This is a genomic window from Pseudomonas sp. MEJ108, assembly GCF_030208985.1.
Classification (GTDB): Bacteria; Pseudomonadota; Gammaproteobacteria; order Pseudomonadales; family Pseudomonadaceae; genus Aquipseudomonas; species Aquipseudomonas fragariae.
This window is the reverse complement of record NZ_JARVSW010000019.1, coordinates 130,690-153,665: the sequence shown is the minus strand read 5'-3', so window position 1 is coordinate 153,665 and position 22,976 is coordinate 130,690. Positions and strand designations below refer to the sequence as shown.

Genomic DNA, 22,976 nt, shown 5'->3' with positions numbered 1-22,976 from the left:
GGCGTCCCGACGAGAGGCTGATCAGAGCCCTTCCAGCTCCGCCATCAAGTCCGCCAGACGATCGAATTTCTGCTCGTCGACCTGTGCTCCACCAAGGCTTTCCAGGTGCTGCGCCAACGCCTGAACGGTGTTGAACTCGAACATTGCCCGCAACGGCACGTTACGTTGCAAGCGCTTCTGCGCACGGGTCACCACTTGGGTCGCGAGCAGCGAGTGCCCGCCCAGCTCGAAGAAGTTGTCGGTAATGCCCACGCGCTCGACCTTGAGCACATCGGCCCAGATCGTCGCCAGCTGCTGCTCCATTTCCGTCTGTGGTGCCTGATAATCCTGCTGCACCAGGCTGACGTCCGGCGCCGGCAGGGCCTTGCGGTGCAGCTTGCCGTTCGGGGTCAGCGGCATGGCTTCCAGCAGCACCAGATGCGTCGGCACCATGTAGTCCGGCAGGCTGGCCTTGAGGTGGTTTCTCACCTCGTCACGCAAGGCCTCGTGATCCTGCGTCGTGGAGCGCGGCACCAGGTAGGCCGCCAGCACCTTGCCCAATGGGCCAGCGACGTCCAGCACCACCGACTCGCGGATGGCCGGATGCTCCAGCAGACGGGTTTCGATTTCGCCCAGCTCGATGCGATAGCCACGAATCTTTACCTGATGATCGACCCGGCCGACGTACTCCAGCACGCCGTCCTTGCGCCGCCGCGCCAGGTCACCGGTGCGGTACAGACGCTCGCCCGGCGCACCGAACGGATGCGGCACGAACACCGGCACGGTGCGCCGCGGATCAGCGACATAACCGCGACCGACGCCGGCCCCTGCCACGCACAGCTCACCGACGGCACCCAGCGGCACGAGGTCCAGCGCATCGTCGAGCAGGTACAGGCGATTGTTGTCGGTCGGCGATCCGATCGGCAGATAAGCGCTGCGAGTGGACTGCGCATCGACCCGGAAAAACGCCACATCGTCGGAGCACTCGGCCGGACCATAGGCATTCACCAGGCCGATCTGCGGGTAACGTTGCAGCCACTGGCTGGCCAGTTCCGGCGGCATGGCTTCACCGGTCGGCAGCATCCAGCGCAGGCTGTCGAGCGCTGCCTGGGGTTCGGCGAGCAGGCCGGTGATCAGCGACGGCACGCTTTCCAGCACGCTGATGCGCTGCGCCTGAATATGCGCCAACAGCGCCTGCGGATCACGGGCGATGTCGTTCGGCACGATATCCACCCGAGCGCCAAACAGCGGCGCGGCAAGGAACTGCCAGACCGAAATGTCGAAACTCTGCGAGGCGGTCTGGGCGATCACATCGCGGTCGCTCAGGCTCAGGTAAGGCACTTTGCTCAACTGGTTATTGAGCATGCCGCGCTGCTCGACCATCACACCCTTCGGCAGCCCGGTGGAGCCTGAGGTGAAGATCACATAAGCGAGGTTGTCCGGCGCGCTGTGGCGACCAGGGTTGTGCTGCGCGGAATCGCTCTGCTGCAGGTCTTCCCAGACCCGCAACTGCGGTCGACTCGCTTCGGGCAGCGCATCAAGCAGCGCCCTGCCCTGTTCCAGACACTCAGCGCTGCACACCAGCAGCGGCGTGGCGCTCTGGCCGATGATGCCGCTCAGGCGGGAGTTCGGCAGCGCCGGGTCCAGCGGCAGGTAGCCGGCACCGGCCTTGAAGCTGCCGATGATCATGCCCGGCAGTTCAACGCCACGCTCGGCGAGCACGGCAACCGGCTGATCGAAACCGACACCGGCCTCGATCAGGGCATGGCCCAGACGGTTGCTGGCGATATTCAGTTCGGCATAGCTGAGCTGACGATCCAGGCAACTGACCGCAATGCGCTCCGGATGCGCCGCGACCTGTGCTTCGAACAGTTCGACATAGCTTTTATCCAGCGGGTAAGCGTGGTCGCTCTGGTTGCAACCCTCGGTCAGGAAAGCGCGTTCCTGCTCACTGACCAGCGCCAGCTCGGCCATGTCGCCATGAAAGCCTTCGACCAGCGCCAGCAGCAGGCGCTTGAACTCACCGAGCATGCCCTGCACGGTGGATTCGTCGAAATAGCGCTGGTCGTAGGACAGGTGCAGGCCCAGATCATCGCCCGGATAGCAGACCGCGGTCAGCGGGTAGTTGGTGTGGGTGCGACCGGAATCCGAGGTGGCATTGAGGCTTTGCGCACGGTCCAGCACAGAGACCTCGACCGGCGCGTTCTCGAACACGAACAGGCTGTCGAACAGTGGCTGCCCCTTGGGCAGCTCGCTGTTTTCCTGAATGGTCACCAGCGGCAGGTATTCGTACTCGCGCAGTTGCATGTTGCTGTCCAGCAACTGGCCGAGCCACTGGCGAACGCTGCAACGCTGGTCGTCAGCCGGCATGCCGACACGCAGGGCGATGGTGTTGATGAACAAGCCGACCGTGCGCTGCATCTGCGGCAGTTCCACCGGCCGCCCGGCGACGGTAACGCCGAACACCACGTCGCGATCACCGCTCATGCGCCGCAGGGTCAGCGCCCACGCCGCCTGGGCGAAGGTGTTGACGGTCAGTTTATGCTGCTGCGCCAGTTCGCGCAGCTGTGCGCCGTCGCGTTCATCGAGACGGGTGTAGCAGTCGCCCACCACCATGCCACCGCTGTCGCCCGCATGTTCACGCAGGAACGGCCGGTCGCTGGGGATCGGCGTGGGCCGCTCGAAGCCGCGCAGGTTATCTCGCCACCAGTCACGTGCCTGCGTCAGACCACGGCGTTGCAACCAGCCGATGTAGTCGCGATAGCGCGGTGCGGGGGCCAGTTGCGCATCGCGGCCTTCGCCCAGCGCGGTGTAAATGTCGAAGAAGTCGTTCATCAGCAGCGAGCGGCACCAGGCATCGATCAGGATGTGGTGGTTGCTCATCATGAACCAGTAGCGCGCCTCGTCGACGCGGATCAGGCGCAGGTGGAACGGCGGTTGATCGAGCAGCGCGAAACCGGCCTCGCGCTCGGACTTGAGCAGGGCCTGCAAGTGCGGCTCCTGCTTCTCCGCCGGCACGTCACGCCAGTCCAGATAATCAATCGGCGTGCTGCCCGGTTTATGAATGACCTGCAGCATGGTCTCGCCGATGTTCCAGCAGAACGAGGCACGCAGCGCTTCGTGACGGGCGATGACCGCTTGCCAGGCCTGGGCGAAACGCTGCGGGTCCAGCGCGCTGTCGATGCGGTAGCGGTCCTGCATGTAATACAGCCCGGTGCCCGGCTCCAGCAGGGTGTGCAGCAGCATGCCCTCCTGCATCGGGGTCAGTGGATAGACGTCTTCGATCTGGCTTGGCGGAACCGGCAGCGCGTCGAGCTGCGCCTGATCCAGGGCAGCCAGCGGGAAGTCCGACGGCGTCAGGCCGCCGCTGCCATCGGCCAGGCAATGGGCAATCAGCGCCTGCAACTGACTCAGGTAATCCTGCGCCAGCGCTTCGATGGCAGCGGGTTCGTAGCGCTCGGCACTGAAGGTCCAGCGCAGCAACAACTCGCCGCCATACACCTGACTGTCGATGCTCAGTTCGTTGGGCAGCGGCGCCTGCGGATCGTGGGCCGCGCCTGGCGACTCTTGCAGCGGACGGAACAGCGCATCGTCAGCGAAGCTCTGATCGAACTGGCCAAGGTAGTTGAAGGTGATCGGCGCCACCGGCAGTGCCTGCATGGCGGCCTGGCTGGCGCTATCGGCCAGATAACGCAGCACGCCATAGCCCAGCCCCTTGTGCGGCACCTGCCGCAGTTGCTCCTTGATCGCCTTGATCGAGTCGCCCGGTGCCGAATCGGCAGCCGGCGCTGGCGTCAGTCGCAGCGGATAGGCGCTGGTGAACCAGCCCACCGTGCGGGTCAGGTCGATGTCGTCGAACAGATTTTCACGGCCGTGACCTTCAAGCTGAATCAGTGTCGACGGCTGCCCGCTCCAACGGCAGACCACCTGGGCCAGCGCGGTCAGCAGCAGGTCGTTGACTTGGGTTCGGTAGGCACTTGGCGCCTGTTGCAGCAATTGCCGGGCACGTTCGGCATCGAGGCGCACGCTGACCGTCTGCGCATGACGATTTTGCCGACCGCCCTGCGGGTTATGGCACGGCAGAGTCGTCGCAGAACCGCCCAGCTGGCGCTGCCACACATGCAGTTCTTCACGTAACGACTCATTGCCGGCGTAGGCCTGCAGACGCGCGGCCCAGTCGCGGAAAGCGCTGGTCTTCGCCGCAAAGCGCACCGGCGTCGCGTCGCGCAGTTGACGATAAGCGTTTTGCAGATCGTCGAGCAGCACACGCCACGACACGCCGTCGACCACCAGGTGATGAATGACCATCAGCAACCGTTGCTGGCCCTGCGGACCGTCGACCAACAAGGCGCGCAGCAGCGGACCGTTGTGCAGGTCGAGGCTGCGCTGGGTGTCGGCGTACAGGGCTGCGCATTCAGCCATGTCGCTGACCTGCGCCTGAATCAACAGGGTGTCGGCTGTCACTGCGCGGTGTTCTGCCTGCCACGTACCCTCATGCTCGATGAAACTCAGGCGCAGCGCGTCGTGTTGTTCGAGTAGCGCACGCAACGCCTGCGCCAGCAGGTTCGGGTGCAGCGCGCTGAGCGGCTCCAGCAGCAACGACTGATTCCAGTGCTGACGCTCGGGGATCGGCGTGTCGAAAAACCAGTGCTGAATCGGCGTCAGGCCGGAAGCACCGTCGAGCTGGCCCTGCTCGGCCTGAATCAGTTCGCGGGTGGTCGCCACGGCGGCCAGGGTCTGCACGGTCTGGTGCTGGAACAAATCACGCGGGCTGAAATGTATACCTAGCTGACGCGCCCGGCTGACCACCTGAATCGACAGGATCGAGTCGCCGCCCAGTTCGAAGAAATTATCGTTGAGGCCGACTTTTTCCACGTTCAGCACCGCACACCAGATTGCCGCCAGCTGCTGCTCCAGCTCACTGGCGGGCGCTACGTAGTGTTGACGATTGAGTTCCGGGTCCGGTGCAGGCAAGGCACGGCGGTCGAGTTTGCCGTTGGCGGTCAGCGGCATGCTGTCGAGCAGGATCAGGTGGGTCGGCACCATGTAGTCCGGCAGTTGCGCCTTGAGGTGCGACTTGAGCGATTCACGCCATTGCGCCTGCTGCTCGTCGCCCTGCCCGGCTACATCGCTGACCAGATAGCCCGCCAGTTGCTTGCCTGATGGCGTGTCCAGCGCCAGCACGATGGCTTCGCGAACGGTTGCGTGCTCCAGCAAGCGGGTTTCGATTTCACCCAGTTCGATGCGGAAGCCGCGAATCTTCACCTGATGGTCGATACGCCCCAGGTATTCCACCAAGCCGTCGGCGCGCTGGCGCACCAGATCGCCGGTGCGGTACAGACGCCCGCCATTGCTGGCAAATGGATCGGCCACGAAGCGTTCGGCAGTCATGCCGGGGCGCTGGTGATAGCCCTGCGCCAGACCCGCTCCGCCAATGTACAGCTCGCCGCTCGCGCCCTGGGGCACCAGCGCCAGATCGGCGTCAAGAATGTACGCCACCCGTGCGCCGACCACGCGCCCGATCGGCACGCTGGCTTCGCCCTCCTCCAATTGTTGCGGGGCCAGGCTGGCCAGCGGCATGACCACAGTTTCGGTCGGGCCATAGGCATTGAATAACAGCTCGGGCTGGAACACCGCACGGATGCGTTGCAGGTGTTCGCCGGTCAGCGCTTCGCCGCCGGTGATGCACATGCGCACCGGCAGGGTCTGGCCCTGGGTCGCCAGCCACTGCGCCAACTGGCTGCCGTAGCTGGGCGTGAAACCGAGAATATTGACCTGCTGCTGGCGAATCAGCGTGCAGATTTCTTCGGCGTCCCACTGCCCCTGAGCACGCAGCACCACACGGGCGCCGCTGAGCAAGGGCACCAGCAGGCGCTCGGTGGCGGCATCGAAATTGATCGAATAGAAATGCAGCTCGCAATCGTCAGGGCGCATGTCGAAGCGCCGGATCACCGCCTGGCAATGCATGGCGATTTCACCATGGGACACCACCACGCCCTTGGGTTTGCCGGTCGAACCGGAGGTGTAGATCAGGTACGCCTGATGCTGCGGCAAGCTGATGAACGGCAGCTCATCGGACGAGAAAGACGCCAGCGACGGCTGATCGTCTTCCAGGCACCAACGGGCAACACCGGCAGGCAACTCGCCCAGTGCGGCAAACAGCGCACGGTCGCTCAACAGCAGGCCAACGCCGCTGTCTTCGATCATGTAGTGCAGGCGTTCCAGCGGATATTCCGGGTCCAGTGGCACATACGCACCACCGGCCTTGAGGATCGCCAGCAGGCCGACGACCATGTCCAGCGAACGCGGCAACGCCAGACCGACGCGAATCTGCGGGCCGACGCCGCGCTCGCGGAGCATCCAGGCCAGTTGGTTGGCCTTGGCGTCCAGCTCGGCATAGCTGAGGGTTTGCCCGGCGAACGTCAGCGCCGGCGCGTCTGCACGCCGGTGTGCCTGTTCGGCGAACAGGCTGTGAATGCATTGGTCGAGCCGCTGCTCACCTGCTTCGACGCCGAGGCTGTCGAGCAGTTGCTGGCGCTCTGTCTCCTGCAACAGCGGCAATTCACTCAGGCGTTGTTGTGGATCAGCGAGCAGCGCCTGCAACAGGTTCAGCCAGTGTTCGGCCATCTGTGCGATGCGCGGTTCGTCGAACAGATCGGTGCTGTAGGTCAGGCAGCAACCCAGACGGTGGTCCAGTTCGGTGACTTCCAGATTGAGGTCGAACTTGGTGGCTCGCGCATCGTTGACCAGGTACTCGACGGTCATGCCCGCCAGTTCGCGGCTTTGCTGGAATTCCCAGCGCTGCACGTTGCACATCACCTGAAACAGCGGGTTGTAGGCTGCGCTGCGTGGCGGTTGCAGGGCTTCGACCAGATGATCGAACGGCAGGTCCTGATGCGACTGGCCTTCGATCACCGTGTGGCGAACCTGTTCGAACAGTTGGGCGACGCTCATCTGCCCGTCAAGCTGCACGCGCAGCACCTGGGTATTGAGGAACGCGCCGATCAGCCCTTCGCTTTCCGGACGAATGCGGTTGGCCACCGGTGCGCCAATGCGCAGGTCGTTCTGGCCGCTGTAGCGGTACAGCAATACCGCCAGGGTGGCGGTCATGGTCATGAACAGGGTCAGGCCGTTGCGGGCATTGAAGGTGCGCACTTTGGCGGCCAGGTCGGCGTTCAGGTCGAAGCGGTACAGCTCGCCTTTATGGCTTTGCACCGGCGGACGCGGCCGGTCCGCAGGCAGCTCCAGCAATGGATGCTCGTTGCCCAGCTGCGCGGTCCAGTAATCGAGCTGGCGCTGGCGCTCGCCGGCTTCCATCCACTGCCGCTGCCAGACGCTGTAATCCAGGTAGTGCACCGCCAGCGGCTCCAGCGGCGATGGTCGTCCTTCAAGGAAGGCTTCGTAAAGCTGCCCCAGTTCGCGGGCGAAAATGTCCATCGCCCAGCCTTCAGTGACGATGTGGTGCAGGGTCAGGACGAAGTAATGCTCAAGGTCGCTCGCCTTGACCAGACAGGCGCGCAACAACGGCCCGGTTTCCAGATCGAAGGGCTGGTGCGCCTCGCTGTCGGCCAGCGCCTGAGTGCGTTGCTGACGAGCCTCGACGGGCAACGCAGAATAATCCTGCCACTGCACGCGCAGGTCGGACTGCTCGCTGACCTTCTGGCACGCTACGCCGTTGATGCTCGGGAACGTGGTGCGCAGGGTTTCGTGGCGCAGGATCAAGGCTTGCAGCGCTGCCTCGAAGCACTCGATGTTCAACACGCCTTTCAGGCGCGCCATGCCGCCGACGTTGTAGGCCGGGCTGTCCGGTTCCATCTGCCAGAGGAACCACATGCGCTGCTGGGAATAGGACAACGGCACTGGCTGGCTGCGGTCGACACGGGCAATCGGTTGCAGGCTGCTGCGTGCGCCGGACTGCTGAATGGCCTCAACCTGTGCGGCAAACGCGCCCAGTTCGCTGGCTTCGAACAGCGTCCGTAACGGCAGGTCGATGTCGCACGCCTGACGCACGCGGGAAATGATTTGCGTGGCCAGCAACGAATGTCCGCCCAGCTCAAAGAAATCATCACGCAGGCCGACACGCGGCACGCCCAGCACCTGTCGCCAGACAGCGGCGATCTGTTTTTGCAGATCCGTCTGCGGCTCGACGTGCTCGCGGGTCTGCCATTGCGGCTCGGGCAAGGCGCGACGATCCAGCTTGCCGCTCGGGCTCAGGGGCATGCTGTCGAGGCGCACCAGCTGCGCCGGGACCATATAATCCGGCAGCTCAAGAGCCAGCGCCGACTTGATCCGCTCAGCCTCGACGTTCTGCCCGGCTTCGGCGGTGTAGTAACCGATCAGTTGCGGCCCGGCAACGGTTTCACGCAGCAGCACGGCTGCCTGGCCTACGCCTGGCTGGGCCAGCAGGCGTGCTTCGATCTCTTGTGGTTCGACGCGGAAACCGCGCAGTTTGACCTGCTGATCCAGACGACCGAGGTATTCCAGCGCGCCATCTGCGGCCCAGCGCACCAGGTCCCCGGTGCGATACAGGCGCTCACCCGCTTGCCCCAGCGGATCGGCGACAAAGCGCTCGGCAGTCAACCCGGGACGCCGCAGATAGCCACGCGCCAGACCAATACCGCCGATGCACAGCTCCCCGGCCACCCCGCGTGGCAGCGGATTCAGTTCGCTGTCCAGCACCCGGCACAGCACGTTGCCCAGCGGGCGGCCGATCGGCGAGCGCAGGCCATCGCTGATCCGGCACTGCCAGTGGGTAACGTTGATCGCGGTTTCGGTCGGACCATAACGGTTGTGCAGTTGTACACCGGGCAGTTGCTCGAGCACCCGGTTGCGCAGCTCGCCGGGCAACGCTTCGCCGCCAGAGAACAGGCGACGCAGGCTATTGCACTGCTGCGCCAGCGGCTCATCGATGAACAGTTGCAGCAGCGGCGGCACGAAGTGCAGCGTGGTCACCGAATACGCGTTGATCAGCTGCGCGATGCGCTGTGGATCGCGGTGTTCGCCAAGGCCTGCCAGCAGCAGGCGGCAGCCAGTGATCAGCGGCCAGAAGCACTCCCACACCGAGACGTCGAAGCTGATCGGAGCCTTCTGCATCAGCACGTCGCTTTCATCCAGTGCGTAGGTGTCCTGCATCCATTGCAGGCGCTCGGCCAGGGCCGCGTGGGTATTGCCGACGCCTTTGGGCTGACCGGTCGAGCCGGAGGTGTAAATCACGTACGCCAGGTTGTCGCCGTGCAGGTTCAGGCGCGGCGCACTGACCGGCCAGTTGTCCAGGTGCAGCGTGTCCATGGCGACCGTGCACACGCCTTCGGCGCTCGGCAGGTCGCCCAGCAGATGGCTCTGGGTCAACAGCAGTTCGACCCCGCTGTCCTGCAGCATGTAGGCGAGTCGATCCATTGGATAGTCCGGGTCCAGCGGCACGTAAGCCCCGCCCGCCTTGAGGATCGCCAGCAGCCCGATCAACAGCTGCGGCGAGCGCTCGGCGGCGATCGCCACCTTGATGTCCGGACCAACGCCCTTGTCGCGCAGGTAATGCGCCAGGCGGTTGGCCTGCGTGTGCAGGCTGGCGAAGTCGAGGCTGCCGCCCTCCCACACCAGCGCGATACGTTCCGGGGTCTGCCGCGCCTGGTGATTCAGCAGTTCCGGCAACCACAACGTGGCCGGTGCGCAAGGCGCGGCGCTCCATTGCGCCTGTTGCTCCTGCTCCTCGGCGCTGAGCAGTTGCACGTCACCCAGCGCGAGCTGGGCCTGCTGACTGACCTGCGTCAGCAGGCGTACATAGTGCTGAGCCATGGCCACGATGGTGTGGTGCTCGAACAGTTCGTCGGCGTAATCGAAGCACAGCGTCAGGCGCCCATTGCGGTCCTCCTCGCTGTGCAGTTGCAGATCGAACTTGGCCTCGCGGCTGTGCCACGGCAGTTCTTCGGCCAGCAACCCCGGCAGACGACGCAAGGCGCCAAGGTCGCGTTGCTGGTGGTTGAACATGACCTGGAACAGACCGTGCTCGCGCGCCTGCGGAAACGCTTCGACCAGTTGCTCGAACGGCACGTCCTGATGGGCCTGGGCTTCAAGCGCCGCCTGCCGGGTCTGGGCCAGCAGCGTCGAGAATGGCAGACGCGGGTCCAACTGTGCGCGCAGCACCAGCGTATTGATGAAGAAGCCGATCAGGCCCTGGGTTTCATGGCGTGGCCGATTGGCGCCGGGCACACCGACGCGAATGTCGGCTTGCCCGCTGTAACGATGCAACAAGGTCTGGAACCCCGCCAGCAGGAACATGAACGACGTCGATTGCCAGGCTTGCGCGGTGTTGCGTACGGCGGCGCTCAGCTCTGCACTCAGGCGCAGGCTGTAGCGTGAGGCACTGTGCTGCTGGCGGGCCGAACGCGGATGGTCGGTGTTCAGCGTCAGGACCGGCTGCTCGCCACCCAGTTGCTGCTGCCAGTAAGTCAACTGGCGCTCGGCCTCGCCGTTCGTCAGCCATTCGCGCTGCCATTGGCCGTAATCGGCGTAACGCAGCGGCAACGGTGCCAGTTCCAGAGTCTGGCCCTGAACAGCGGAGGCATAGAGGCGCGAGAACTCGTCGATCAGCACATTCAGCGACCAGCCATCGGCAATGATGTGGTGCAGCGTGACCAGCAGTTGATGCTCTTCTTCGTCCAGTCGCAGCAGGGTCACGCGCAGCAACGGGCCGTGTTGCAGATCGAACGGCAGGCGCGCCTGCTGTTCGCGAATCGCCACGGCACGTGCCTGACGCTCGGCGCCGGGCAGGTCGCTGATATCAAGGGTATCGAGGTGGAATTCACTCGGCGCATCGATACGTTGCAAGGCCACGCCGTCATGCTCGTAGAAGCGCGTGCGCAACGATTCATGGCGCTCGATCAGGCGTTGGAAGCTGGAGCGCAACGCAGTGCTGTCCAGTTCGCCACGCAGGTGGAGCCCGCCGGGAACGTTGTAGGCGCTGCTATGCGGGTCGAGCTGCCAGAGGAACCACAGGCGGTTCTGGGCCATGGACTGTGGCAGATGCTCGTTGCCGGGCAGTCGGGCGATGGCGCTCTGCGTCTGGCTGTCGCCTTGCGATGCGGCGGTCTGCAGCGTTCCGACCTGTGCCGCAAAGGCCGCCAGCGTCGGCGCCTCAAAGAGCAGCCGCAGGTTCAGGTCGATCCCCAGCGTTTCGCGCAGGCGGGCCACGACCTGGGTCGCGATGATCGAGTTGCCGCCCAGCAGGAAGAAATGGTCGTCGGCACTGACCTGCTCGCACTGCAACTGCTCGCACCAGACCGTGGCGATCTGCGCTTGCAGCTCCGAGCCGCTGCCTGGGGTATGGGCTGAAAGAGTGGTATCGCTCGCGGGAAACACCGCGTAACTGTCCAGGCTGCCGTCGGCCAGACGCGTGCGACAGGCCGAGCGCTGCAATTTGCCACTGGAGGTCTTGGGCAACGCGCCGGGATTGAGCAGCACCACGACACTCGGCGCCTCCTGAAACGCCTCGGCCACGGTCTGCCGGATGATTTTAATCAACGCGTCGGGCGTGAGGATTTTCTGCACGCTGCGACTGATTTCAGCAGCGATGCCGATGCCTTCGCTACCGTCCTGAGTGACGGCAAACGCCGCCACCCGGCCTTTGCGCACGACATCCACTTCACTCTCGATGAGCTTTTCGATGTCCTGCGGATACAGGTTGTGGCCACGGACAATCAGCATGTCCTTCAGGCGGCCGGTGATGTACAGCTCGCCGTGACGCTGAAAACCCAGGTCGCCGGTGCGCAGCCAGGTCTGCCCGGCATGCTGCACGAACGCCCTGGCGGTGGCTTCAGGGTTGCGCCAGTAACCGTGGGCGATGCTCGGCCCGCTGGCCCAGACTTCGCCAACCTGATTTTCGCCAAGCACCTGCAGGCTGACCGGGTCGGCGATCAGCACGCCATGCCCTGGCTGGCCCGTGCCGCAGCTCATGACTGGCTGACCGTCGCCCGGTTCTACGACATTGCGCGCCAGCGCCTGCGCATTCAGGCGCAGCGATGGAATACCCTTGCCGCGCTTGCCACCGGCCACATACAGCGTCGCTTCGGCCAGGCCATAGGACGCCATGAAGCTGTCAGGCGTGAAGCCGCAACTGGCGAATTTATCGGCAAATGCTCTCAGGCTGTCTTCGCGAATCGGCTCGGAGCCCGAATACGCCACGCGCCAGCGACTCAGGTCCAGACGCTCCAGCGCCGAATCGCTGACCCGTGCGCTGCACAGCTGGTAGGCAAAGTCAGGCCCGCCGCTGATGGTGCCGCCGTATTCACTGATGGCTTCCAGCCAGCGCAATGGCCGGGCGAGGAAGTACGCGGGGGCCATCAGGATGCACGGGACGCCGCTGAAAATCGGCTGCAACAAGCCGCCGATCAGGCCCATGTCGTGGTACAGCGGCAGCCAGCTGACAATCACGTCGTCCGGGTTGGCGTCGATGCCGAAGCCGTGGCGGATCAATGACTCGTTGGCGACCAGATTGCCATGCGTGACCTGCACGCCCTTGGGCAGTGCGGTCGAGCCCGAGGTGTATTGCAGGAACGCGATGTCGTCGGCCTGCAGCTGCGGGCCCTGCCACTCTTGTGCCGGGGCAGCAGGCAACGTGTCGACACAGAGCAGTGGCGGCGCATCGGCAGCGGCCAGCTCGTCCATCTGCAGCAAGGCAGGCTGCAAATCGGCGCCGGTCAGCAGCAGACGCGGCTCGGCATCGGCGATGATCGACAGCAGGCGCTCCTGGTGATGGCGACGGTTGGATTCCGGCGGATAAGCCGGCACGGCAATGACCCCGGCATACAGGCAGCCGAAGAACGCCGCGACATAGTCCGGCCCGCTATGGAACAGCAGAATCGCCCGATCCCCCGGCACAGCCTGACGTTGCAGCGCAGCAGCGATGGTCCGCGCGCGCAGGTCCAGGTCACGGTAGGTCAACACCAGGCCCTGGTCGTTCTCATCGGTGAGAAAACGCAGCGCCAGCCGATCCGGCGTATGCAAGGCGCGACGCTGAAGAGCCTGAGCCAGAGTGTCGGGGAGTTCAAACGCATCCATGATGGGGTTCCTGCTAGATTCGGCGTGCCAGATAAAATCTGAATTTCAAAAAAGACGCGCGCCCTGCAAGGAGGCCGCGCGTGGGGCAAACAGGGTCAACCGGCGGCCCGGTTCATTTGCCGTGATGCGCTGTTGCGCCAGCGGGTCAGGTGCTGTTCGCAATAGCGTCGCAGCAGACGGAGCAGCTGCGTTTGCTCGTCGACCAGATAAAAGTGATGGCCCTCGAACATGTCTAGAGAGAAGCCGGTGCAGGTCTCTTCCTGCCAGTCGAGCAGTTGCTCGACGCTGATGCTGTCCTGCTTGCCGCCAAATACATGGATCGGCACGCTGAGCGGCTCGCGCTTGCCATACACAAAGCTGCCGCAGAGCAGGAAATCGGCGCGCAGGATCGGTAGCATCAACTGCATGAGCTCTTGGTTGGCGATGACGTTTTCGCTGGTGCCTTTTAACGTGCGCAATCGGTCGAGCAGTTGCGCATCAGTCTTCGCAGTGGCGTATTCGCTGACATCGCGACGCACCGGGCCGGCAGTCGCCGATGCGAACAGTGCCAGCGGCGCAGGCAGACCGCGCTCGCGCAAGACGTGCGCCAGCTCAAAGGCCAGCAGCCCGCCCAGACTGTGGCCAAACAGCGCATAGGGCTTGTCCAGTTCGGCACTGATCTCGTCGGCCAGATGACTGGCCAGCTGCACGATGTCGGTCTGCAAGGGCTCGTCCATGCGCATGCCACGGCCGGGAAGCTCCAGCGGGCGCACGTTCAGCCACTCCGGCAATTTGCGCCGCCAGGGGCTGTAGAACATCGCGCTGGCCCCGGAATAAGGCAGACAGAACAGCGTCAGGCTCACCGGCGTGCTCATATCGAAAGCGTCCGGCTGTGGGCGCGGATGTAAAAGCGGCGATGCGCGTGATCGGAACGCATGGGGTTCTCCTGAGGTATTCCCTGGCCGCAACCGTGGTCGGGCCTGTCACCAATGAGAACGGATGGCGTCTGCAAATAATTAGGCGGATGCACGCGGCGAGAACATGCACGACAAAAGCGCCCTTTTAAAGTGCGCTGATTGGCTTTCGCATTTGACAATAATTATCATTAAGGCTAATTTGTCGCCCCATGTGATGGCGCTGCTCCTTCCATGCGGCCCTCCCCTCCATTGTTAAAGCAGCAAGGTGAATTCCATGACGGAACACGTAATCACAAGTAAGTGCGACTCACCCTTACTCCAGGCATTCGTCGATAACTACTTGCTGCTGGTCAAGATCGCGGCCCGCATCGTGGGTTGCCGCTCGCGCGCCGAAGACGTCGTGCAGGATGCCTTTTTCAGACTGCGCTCGGCACCGCAGGCCACGTTGACCTTCAAGGCACAGCTCAGTTACCTGTTTCAGATCGTGCGCAACCTGGCCATCGATCATTACCGCAAACAGGCGCTGGAACAGAAATACACCGGCCCGGAGGCCGAGGGTCTGAATGTGGTGATTCAGGGTGCATCGCCGGAAATCTCGCATATCAATTTCTCCAGCCTGGAGAAAATTGCCGACGCCCTGACCGAGCTGCCGCCCCGCACCCGTTATGCGTTCGAGATGTACCGCCTGCACGGTGTGCCGCAAAAGGACATCGCCAAGGAACTGGGTGTGTCGCCAACGCTGGTCAACTTCATGATCCGCGATGCGCTGATTCATTGCCGCAAGGTCAATGGCGCCCAGGCCGAAGCCTGATTGCGGGCGGTTCAGACAGGCAAAAAAAATCCGGAGCACTGGCTCCGGATTTTTGTTTTCAGCCTGGCAGGCGACAGATCAGCGGCTGACCTGATACTCGGGCTGCACTTCCGGCATCGCCGAGGAGTGGTGGTTGAGAATCTTCCACTCGTTGCCGACGCGGTGGTAGAGGAACGAATAACGTGCCTGCACCTTGGTCTTCTTGCCGTCCGGCGCCGTCAACGTGAAGGTGTAGACACCGTTGTCCGCTGCGGCATCAGGCCCCAGGCGACGAATCTCCCGGTAGTTGATCTCGCCAATCGGCTTGAGTGCCAGGAACTTGTCGAAGTAGTCCTTGATCTCTGCCGGAGTGGCACGCACTTTGTTGGAGACCGTAGGCTGCAGGACAGCGTCCGGCGCGTACAACGATGCGACGGTAGTGGAGTTTCCGGTTTGCAGGGCCTTGTTCCAGCGATCAAACAGACCGGCGATCTCCTTGTCGTTCACATTGCTTGGCGTCTCGGCCACCATGCGGTAGGTATAGCCGGACGGCTCGGCAGCAGCGTGAACCATCGGTGCACTTACAGCCAGCAACAGGGCCAGGGCGGTCAATTTCGTTTTCATCGCTACTCTCCTACGGGGATCTGTTCAGGGATTCAGTGAGTGCCACTTTGCCCTCCCCGCCACGGCTCGCCATCGGCCAACCGGGGTTATCTGTGTATGCCGATCGGCAGATGGGCTTCACCTCCTGATACAGTTCTAATAGCCTTACTTCTGTTATGCCCGCGCGGGCATCAACCCTCGCTGGAGCACCCCATGCAAAGTCCTCCCCATGACCCGGCAAGCGCACTGGCCATCCGCAACCAGTATCGCCAGTCGCAAAGCCGCGCCGCACGTCTTCGTCTGCTGGTCGATACCGGTCAGGAGCTGACCCATCTGCCACCTCAAGCCATGCGCCAGCGCGTGCTGCAACGCGCGTGCGCATTCGTGGCGATGGACCATGGCCTGCTGCTGGAATGGAGCGCCGACAACGGTGTGCAGACCACCGCCAGCCATGGCAGTGCAGAACGCCTCGCCACGCTTGAAACCGCTGCCGACCCGCTGGCCATCGGCCCGCAATGGCTGGAGCGGCCCGCTGCCGATCTGCCGTGCATGCTGCTGTTACCGTTACGTGGCGCCGATGAAGGCTCTTTTGGCACCCTGCTGCTGGCCAACAGCGTGGGCATCAATGCTCCGGATAACGAGGACATCGAGTCGCTGCAATTGCTGGCGACGTTGCTGGCGGCACACCTGGAAAACAATCGGCTGCTTGACGCGCTGGTGGTCAGAGAGCAGACCATGTCCGAACTGGTCCGCCAGTTGTTCACCGCTCAGGAAGACGAACGCAAGCGCATGGCCTACGACCTGCATGATGGTCTGGCTCAGACACTGGCCGGTCTGCACCAGCGATTGCAGGGCTTTGCCGGTCGCTGTCCGGACCTGCCCGAGCCGCTGGACGCCGATCTGCAGGCCATTCTCAAGCTGGCGCAGCACTGCGTGGGTGAAGGTCGACAGTTGATCAGTGGCCTGCGTCCTAGCGTGCTCGACGATTTCGGCCTGCTGCAGGCAGTCGACAAGGACGCCGACCGGTTGCGCGAAGCCGGAGTCGCGGTGCACTGGCGCTCGCGCTCCCTGACCCGCCTGCCCAGCCATCTGGAAATCGCCCTGTTCCGTATTGCCCAGGAAGGCATCAACAATGTGCTCAAACACGCCAGTGCAGGCCGCGTAGAATTGGCCCTGGAACTGAGTGAAGAGCACATTTCACTGCTGCTGGAAGACAACGGCAGTGGTTTCATCACCCAGAAACCGTTTAATGGCAAAGGCGTCCAGAAACTGGGCCTGGTGGCCATGCAAGAGCGCGCCAGCCTGCTCGGCGGCCGCCTGACCTGCGTCAGTCGGCCCGGGCACGGCACCCGACTGCGCGCCATCGTTCCTTTTACCGCAGACAAGGCAATGACATGACTGACACTGTGCGACTGGTTTTGGCGGACGATCATGAAGTGACGCGTACCGGGTTCGTCTCGCTATTGGCGGGGCATCCGGAGTTCGAAGTGGTCGGTCAGGCAGCCGACGGCCAGCAAGCCATCGATCTGTGCCAGGAACTGCAACCGGACATCGCCATCCTCGACATTCGCATGCCGGTGCTCAACGGGCTGGGCGCTGCACGAATTCTCCAACAGCGCATGCCGGGGCTGAAAGTGGTGATTTTCACCATGGACGACAGCACCGATCACCTGGAGGCCGCCATGAGCGCCGGTGCGGTGGGCTACCTGCTCAAGGATGCCAGCCGCGACGAAGTGATCGACGGCCTGCAACGCGTGGCGCGTGGTGAAGAAGCACTGAACAGCGCCGTCAGCGCGCGCCTGCTGCGGCGCATGACCGAACGCAACACCAGTGGTGCAGCCCTGCCGGAAACCCTCACCCCGCGCGAACGCCAGGTACTCGGGCTGGTGGCGGGCGGCTTCAGCAACCGGGAAATCGGCGAAAAACTCGGCATCACCACCGGCACGGCCAAGGCCCATGTGGAAAAGGTCATCGGCAAACTCGGCGCCTCGGACCGCACTCAGGCGGCGGTACGCGGTGTGGCACTGGGGCTGGTGAGCCAATCGACGAGCGACTGGCAATGACGGCACACGCCAGCAGTCGCTGGGAAGACCTTCCGCTACGCGGCAAGGCACTGGTGGCCATTTCGCTGCCACTGGCGATTCTGATGTTCTCGCTGGTGCTGATTTATATCGCCGAGCGCCAGACCGCTCGGGCAGAGGAAGACGTACGGCGTGTGCTGCTTGTGCAAGGCGATATCCAGACCCTTCACACCCAGATCGCAGAAGGTGCGGCCAGCGTGCGTGGCTACCTGCTGACCCACCAGGAAGACTTCCTGCCCGGCTACCTCAACGCGCAACCGCTGATCGAGGCGGCGCTGGCCCGGCTCAACACCAATGTGCGTGACGAGCAGATGCGCGAACACCTGAAAGCCATCGAGCCGCTGATCAGCACCAAGGTCGAAGGCCTGCAAAAACTGCGCTCGATGAATCGGGAGGACCGGGAAACCGTCGCCCGTATCCTGATCGAAAACAAGTACGTACTCGACCAGTTGCGCGAACGCATCGGCATCATGCGCGAACGTGAAGACGCGCTGCTTGCCGAACGCACCGAGGCTGCCGCAGCCACCCGCGAGCGCCTGCTGCTGTCGACCCTGCTGGCAGCGGCCTGCGGAATCTTCGGGGCCATTCTTGCCGTGCTGATGCTGTCCAAAGGCATCGTCGCCAGGGTGCATCAGGTGCAACGCAACGCCCAGCGTCTGGCGCTCGGGCATCCGCTGCTGCCCCAGCCGCCTGAAAAGGACGAAATCGGCCAGCTCGGCACCCGGCTGGTCGAAGCCGGCCAGTTGCTGGCCGAACGCGAACGCGCACTGCGCGACAACGAAGAGCGTTTGCGGCTGATCATCGAAGGCGTCAAGGACTACGGCATCTTCGCGCTGGACCGCAACGGCTACATCACCACCTGGAACGCAGGGGCCGAACGTATCAAGGGGTACACGGAGCAGGAGATCATCGGCCAGCACTTTTCGGTGTTCTATCTGCAACAGGAGTGTCCGCAACACCCCGACATGGCGCTGCATGAGGCCACCGTCAACGGCCGGTATACCGAGGAAGGCTGGCGCCAACGCAAGGATGGCAGCCGTTTCTGGGCCAGTGTGGTGATCACCGCACAGTACGACAGCAATGACGAACTGCGCGGTTTCTCCAAGATCACCCGTGACATCAGTGATCGTCGCGTTGCCGAAATTGCCCTGGGCACTGCGCGCGAGGAAGCCGAACGCGCCAGCCGGGCCAAAAGTGAATTCCTGTCGCGCATGAGCCATGAACTGCGCACGCCGCTGAACTCGATTCTGGGCTTTGCCCAGTTGCTGGACATGGACTCCCCCGCCAGCCAGCGCCCGCAAATCGGTCATATTCTGCGGGCGGGCCAGCATCTGCTGAAGCTGATCAATGAAGTGCTCGACATCGCCAGAATCGAAGCCGGGCATGTTTCCCTGATCCTCGAGCCGGTATCCCTGTCGAACGTGCTTGAAGAAGCCCTGGTGCTGGTCTCGCCAATGGCCGCCGACGCCAATATCGAATTGAAGCCCTTGCCGAGCCTGCCTGACGATATCGGTGTGGTCGCTGATCGCCAGCGCTTGATTCAGGTGTTGCTGAACCTGCTGTCCAACGCCATCAAATACAACCGGCCCGCTGGTCAGGTACGGATTGAAATCGAGCAGACCGCCGAGCAGGTGACGATCAGCGTAGTGGACACCGGCTACGGGATTGCGCCGGAGCGTATCGGACAGCTGTTCAAGCCGTTCGAACGCCTGGATGCCAACCCGAGCGTCGAAGGGACCGGGCTGGGACTGGCGCTGAGCAAAAGCATGCTGGAGATGATGCACGGCACACTGTCCGTACAGAACACGCCAGACGAAGGCTGCCGGTTCATACTGGCGCTGCCGCTTGTGCGGGTGCAGCCGCCTGCCGCCACTCTGCCGCGTCAAGCTGACACTCGCCTCGAGATAACGCCTGATGCCCGCTCGCCTGCCCGACCGGCCTATCACGGCAAGCTGCTGTGCATCGAAGACAACCTGTCGAGCATGGCCTTGATTGAAACGCTGCTGCAACGCAGACCGGGTATCCAGTTGCTGTCGAGCATGCAGGGCCAACTGGGGCTCGACCTGGCGCGCCAGCATGCGCCACAGCTGATTCTTCTCGACCTCAACCTGCCGGACATCAAGGGGCTTGAAGTGCTGCAACGTCTGCGCCAACTGCCGGCTACCGCTCAGACGCCCGTGCTGATGATCACTGCCGATACCAGTGATAAAGCCCATCGCGAACTGAAACAGGCCGGAGCTACGGCCATTGTGATCAAACCCATCCAGGTGCCGGTGTTTCTTGCCCTCCTGGACCAGTATTTACCGGAGCCCACATGACCGGCGACTTTCGCATTCTGATCATCGACGACCAGCGGCCCAACCTTGATCTGATGGAGCAACTGCTTGCCCGCGAGGGGCTGACCAATGTCCTGAGCAGCACCGAGCCGTTGCGCACGCTGGACCTGTTCAACAGCTTCGAGCCCGACCTTGTGGTGCTCGATCTGCACATGCCCGAATTCGATGGCTTTGCAGTGCTGGAGCAGCTCAACCGGCGCATCCCGACCAATGACTACCTGCCGATCATGGTGCTGACCGCCGACGCGACGCGCGATACCCGCCTGCGCGCGCTGGCACTGGGCGCACGGGATTTCATCAGCAAGCCGCTGGATGCCCTGGAAACCATGCTGCGCATCTGGAACCTGCTGGAAACCCGCGCACTGTATAAATCGCTGCGCGAGCTGGTGCCTGCGGAAAATATCGAACTGCTGCGCCAGCCGCGCACGCTGGCGCAGCAGTGATTATTTGATCAGCGTCACCGGCACCGATGCTTCGTGGATCACCCCCGTGGCCACCGAGCCCAGCAGCAGGCCACCAATGTTGCCCAGCCCGCGGGTGCCCATGACCACGGCGTCGCAGTCGAGTCGCTGAACTGCGGCCTCGACCTGTTCGGCCACATTACCCAGATCGACGTGGGCCAGAAACGGCACACCAGCAGCAGTCAACAACGCAACCGCATCAGCCAGCACCCGCTTGCCTTCATTGGTCAGGCCGGCCTTGACGCCATCAATCATGTCGGGCGCCAGATAAAGGCTGTAGTCGATGGGGCTGGCCTGCACGTTGAGCACATGCACTTCAAGCGGCTTGTTGAGCTCGCCAGACAGCTCGATGACATAGCCCAGGGCACGCATGGCGTGCTTGGAGCCGTCGAAAGGAACCAGGACTTTGTGCATGGGCGTTTTTTCCTTGTTGGGTTGTGCGCTCAACATAACCGCAGCCCGATACCGCCGCTACTGGAATAAGCGGTTCCTTTGATTCAGCTCAGATTAACGCACCGCACACGCGATCAATGCCCTTCAAGAAACGCCGCGGCCTGATCCAGCAACAGCATGGGGTTTTCGGCCTTGTGTATGTCGACCGACAGCAACTGCCGGAAACGCCGCGCGCCAGGAAAACCCAGGCCCAGACCGAGCATATGCCGGGTGACGTGGTGCATGTTGCCGCCGCTGGCAATGTGCGCCGCGATGTACGGCCGCATCGACTCCAACGCTTCATAACGGCTGATGACCGGCGCCGTGCTGCCGAACAACTGCTGATCGACATGCGCTAACAGATACGGGTTGTGATAAGCCTCACGCCCCAACATCACGCCATCGAACGTCTGCAAATGCTCACTGCACTGCTCCAGCGTCTTGATGCCGCCATTGAGCACAATCTCCAGGCCGGGAAAGTCAGACTTCAACTGCGCGACCACGTCATAACGCAGTGGCGGAATATCGCGATTTTCCTTGGGAGACAGCCCTTCGAGAATCGCGATACGCGCATGAACTGTGAAACTCTGGCAACCCGCCTCCTGAACCTTGCCGACGAAATCACACAACTCGGCGTAGCTGTCACGGCCGTTGATACCGATGCGGTGCTTGACCGTGACCGGAATACCGACCGCATCGCGCATCGCCTTCACGCAATCGGCCACCAACTCAGGATGCGCCATCAGGCACGCACCGATCATGTTGTTCTGCACCCGGTCACTCGGGCAACCGACGTTCAGATTGACCTCGTCATACCCCGCCTCTTGCGCCAGACGCGAACACGCAGCCAGATCCGCCGCCGTACTGCCACCCAACTGCAATGCCAGCGGATGCTCGGTTTCATCATGGCGCAGGAACCGCTCACGGTCGCCATGCAACAAGGCACCGGTAGTGACCATCTCGGTGTAGAGCAAGGCATGCTTTGAGAGCTTGCGCATGAAGTAGCGGCAGTGGTGGTCGGTCCAGTCCATCATCGGGGCGACGGAGAAGCGGCGGGATAGTACTGGGGCCGATTCACCAGCGTTTACGGGTTGTTTTACTTCTTCGATGCTCATCGATACTGATCTTTTATACAGCGGTTTATGGGCATCTTTGCTTGGATTTTGTAACGCGTTGGTAATGTGTACCAACCCAAATCAAAAATGTACCCACTCAAAATAGGAACGATCAGACCCTTCAAGCGCGAAGACGACATGACTGCTGACTACGCGCAGATACGGATCAATCGAAACGGCCAGCCAGTTTATCAGGAAACCCGAACCTTCGACCGCAAGTGGGTGGCTCACGCGTGGATGAAACGACGTGAGGCCGAGCTGGCCGTACCAGGTGCGATTGAGCGCATGAACCGCAAGACTGTCAGCGTCAAACAGATGATTGATCGATACCTTGATGAGTACGAGAAGGTTCGCCCTCTGGGCAAGACAAAGCGGGCAACCCTCAATGCAATCAGTGAAAGCTGGCTGGGAGAGGTGGCAGATTCAGCATTGACCAGTCAGAAACTGGTTGAGTACGCGCAATGGCGAATGGGCAAGGAAGGCGGCGGAGTCCAGGCGCAAACCGTAGGCAATGATCTGTCGCATCTCGGAGCGGTGCTGTCCGTAGCAAAGCCAGCATGGGGATATGACGTCGCCCCTCACGCAACGTCGGATGCGCGGATCGTCCTGCGTAAGTTAGGCATGGTCAGCAAAAGCAAGGAGCGAACTCGGAGACCCACTAACGATGAGCTCGATGCCCTTTTTGCCCACTTTTTTGAGATGCAAATACGTAAGCCGACTTCGACCAATATGCCCAAAGTGCTGGGGTTCGCAATATTTTCCACGCGTAGGCAGGAAGAAATCACCCGCATTCGCTGGGACGATCTGGATGAAAAACGCCAGGCAGTCTTGGTGAGAGACATGAAAAATCCCGGACAGAAGATCGGGAATGACGTCTGGTGCCACCTTCCTGACGAAGCTTGGGCGATCCTGCAGAGCATGCCTAAAGGATGCGCAGAGATTTTTCCCTATAACTCAGATTCGATCTCTGCCGCATTCACACGAGCTTGTAAGTATCTAGAGCTGAAAGATCTGCGCTTTCATGACATGCGACACGACGGCATAAGCAGACTTTTCGAGATGGACAGGGACATCCCCAGGGTATCGAGCGTGTCGGGGCACCGTGACTGGAATTCTTTGCGACGTTACACACACCTGCGAGGGCGTGGTGACCCATATCAGGGCTGGGGATGGCTCAAGCGAATTTTGGACGCGAAGGTTGACCTTGGCGCACGCACGACCCAACGATGA

11 protein-coding genes are annotated in these 22,976 nt (G+C 62.6%); 6 read left to right on the top strand and 5 right to left on the bottom strand.

Annotated features, from left to right (window positions below):
- Positions 1-21 precede the first annotated feature (21 nt).
- Positions 22-13,032, bottom strand: a complete 13,011-nt coding sequence (locus QRN50_RS10630) for a non-ribosomal peptide synthetase (RefSeq protein ID WP_096127135.1) — start codon at positions 13,030-13,032, stop codon at positions 22-24.
- Positions 13,033-13,127: 95 nt separating this feature from the next.
- A complete protein-coding gene (locus QRN50_RS10625) occupies positions 13,128-13,886 on the bottom strand; it encodes a thioesterase II family protein (protein WP_011267336.1) in 759 nt (252 codons plus the stop codon).
- A gap of 316 nt (positions 13,887-14,202) precedes the next feature.
- On the opposite strand from QRN50_RS10625, the gene QRN50_RS10620 reads away from it, so the two are divergent.
- Positions 14,203-14,739, top strand: coding sequence for an RNA polymerase factor sigma-70 (locus tag QRN50_RS10620; RefSeq protein WP_003319375.1), 537 nt, complete (start codon positions 14,203-14,205; stop codon positions 14,737-14,739).
- Positions 14,740-14,817: 78 nt separating this feature from the next.
- Here the strand turns inward: QRN50_RS10620 and QRN50_RS10615 are convergent, their stop codons facing one another.
- Positions 14,818-15,342: an SgcJ/EcaC family oxidoreductase gene (locus tag QRN50_RS10615; RefSeq protein WP_003406965.1), complete on the bottom strand. Its 525-nt coding sequence runs from the start codon at positions 15,340-15,342 to the stop codon at positions 14,818-14,820.
- 192 nt (positions 15,343-15,534) lie between these two features.
- On the opposite strand from QRN50_RS10615, the gene QRN50_RS10610 reads away from it, so the two are divergent.
- From QRN50_RS10610 to QRN50_RS10595, 4 genes are read left to right on the top strand one after another with little or no spacing between them, the layout of a single operon-like run.
- Positions 15,535-16,719: a sensor histidine kinase gene (locus QRN50_RS10610; protein ID WP_024650977.1), complete on the top strand. Its 1,185-nt coding sequence runs from the start codon at positions 15,535-15,537 to the stop codon at positions 16,717-16,719.
- Positions 16,716-17,384, top strand: coding sequence for a response regulator (locus tag QRN50_RS10605; protein WP_011267334.1), 669 nt, complete (start codon positions 16,716-16,718; stop codon positions 17,382-17,384). Before QRN50_RS10610 ends, QRN50_RS10605 begins: the two co-directional genes overlap by 4 nt.
- Positions 17,381-19,720 carry an ATP-binding protein gene (locus QRN50_RS10600; protein WP_096127136.1) on the top strand — a complete coding sequence of 780 codons (2,340 nt, stop codon included), beginning with the start codon at positions 17,381-17,383 and terminating at the stop codon, positions 19,718-19,720. Before QRN50_RS10605 ends, QRN50_RS10600 begins: the two co-directional genes overlap by 4 nt.
- On the top strand, positions 19,717-20,181 hold the full coding sequence (locus QRN50_RS10595) for a response regulator (protein ID WP_003346434.1): 465 nt from the start codon (positions 19,717-19,719) through the stop codon (positions 20,179-20,181). The genes QRN50_RS10600 and QRN50_RS10595 overlap by 4 nt, the downstream gene beginning before the upstream one ends.
- Here QRN50_RS10595 and QRN50_RS10590 read toward each other — a convergent pair whose 3' ends face one another.
- Positions 20,182-20,613 carry a universal stress protein gene (locus tag QRN50_RS10590; protein ID WP_011267332.1) on the bottom strand — a complete coding sequence of 144 codons (432 nt, stop codon included), beginning with the start codon at positions 20,611-20,613 and terminating at the stop codon, positions 20,182-20,184.
- A gap of 113 nt (positions 20,614-20,726) precedes the next feature.
- Positions 20,727-21,746 carry a tRNA dihydrouridine(20/20a) synthase DusA gene (gene dusA, locus QRN50_RS10585; protein WP_024642137.1) on the bottom strand — a complete coding sequence of 340 codons (1,020 nt, stop codon included), beginning with the start codon at positions 21,744-21,746 and terminating at the stop codon, positions 20,727-20,729.
- Between the two features lie 102 nt (positions 21,747-21,848).
- On the opposite strand from dusA, the gene QRN50_RS10580 reads away from it, so the two are divergent.
- Positions 21,849-22,976 (top strand): site-specific integrase, encoded by a 1,128-nt coding sequence (locus tag QRN50_RS10580; protein WP_096127154.1) that lies wholly within the window; start codon positions 21,849-21,851, stop codon positions 22,974-22,976.

Excerpts from the sequence above, each read along its gene's own strand:
- QRN50_RS10630 (WP_096127135.1), bottom strand. The coding sequence starts at position 13,032 with ATGGATGCGTTTGAACTCCCCGACACTCTGGCTCAGGCTCTTCAGCGT.
- QRN50_RS10625 (WP_011267336.1), bottom strand. The coding sequence starts at position 13,886 with ATGAGCACGCCGGTGAGCCTGACGCTGTTCTGTCTGCCTTATTCCGGG.
- QRN50_RS10620 (WP_003319375.1), top strand. The coding sequence starts at position 14,203 with ATGACGGAACACGTAATCACAAGTAAGTGCGACTCACCCTTACTCCAG.
- QRN50_RS10615 (WP_003406965.1), bottom strand. The coding sequence starts at position 15,342 with ATGAAAACGAAATTGACCGCCCTGGCCCTGTTGCTGGCTGTAAGTGCA.
- QRN50_RS10610 (WP_024650977.1), top strand. The coding sequence starts at position 15,535 with ATGCAAAGTCCTCCCCATGACCCGGCAAGCGCACTGGCCATCCGCAAC.
- QRN50_RS10605 (WP_011267334.1), top strand. The coding sequence starts at position 16,716 with ATGACTGACACTGTGCGACTGGTTTTGGCGGACGATCATGAAGTGACG.
- QRN50_RS10600 (WP_096127136.1), top strand. The coding sequence starts at position 17,381 with ATGACGGCACACGCCAGCAGTCGCTGGGAAGACCTTCCGCTACGCGGC.
- QRN50_RS10595 (WP_003346434.1), top strand. The coding sequence starts at position 19,717 with ATGACCGGCGACTTTCGCATTCTGATCATCGACGACCAGCGGCCCAAC.
- QRN50_RS10590 (WP_011267332.1), bottom strand. The coding sequence starts at position 20,613 with ATGCACAAAGTCCTGGTTCCTTTCGACGGCTCCAAGCACGCCATGCGT.
- dusA (WP_024642137.1), bottom strand. The coding sequence starts at position 21,746 with ATGAGCATCGAAGAAGTAAAACAACCCGTAAACGCTGGTGAATCGGCC.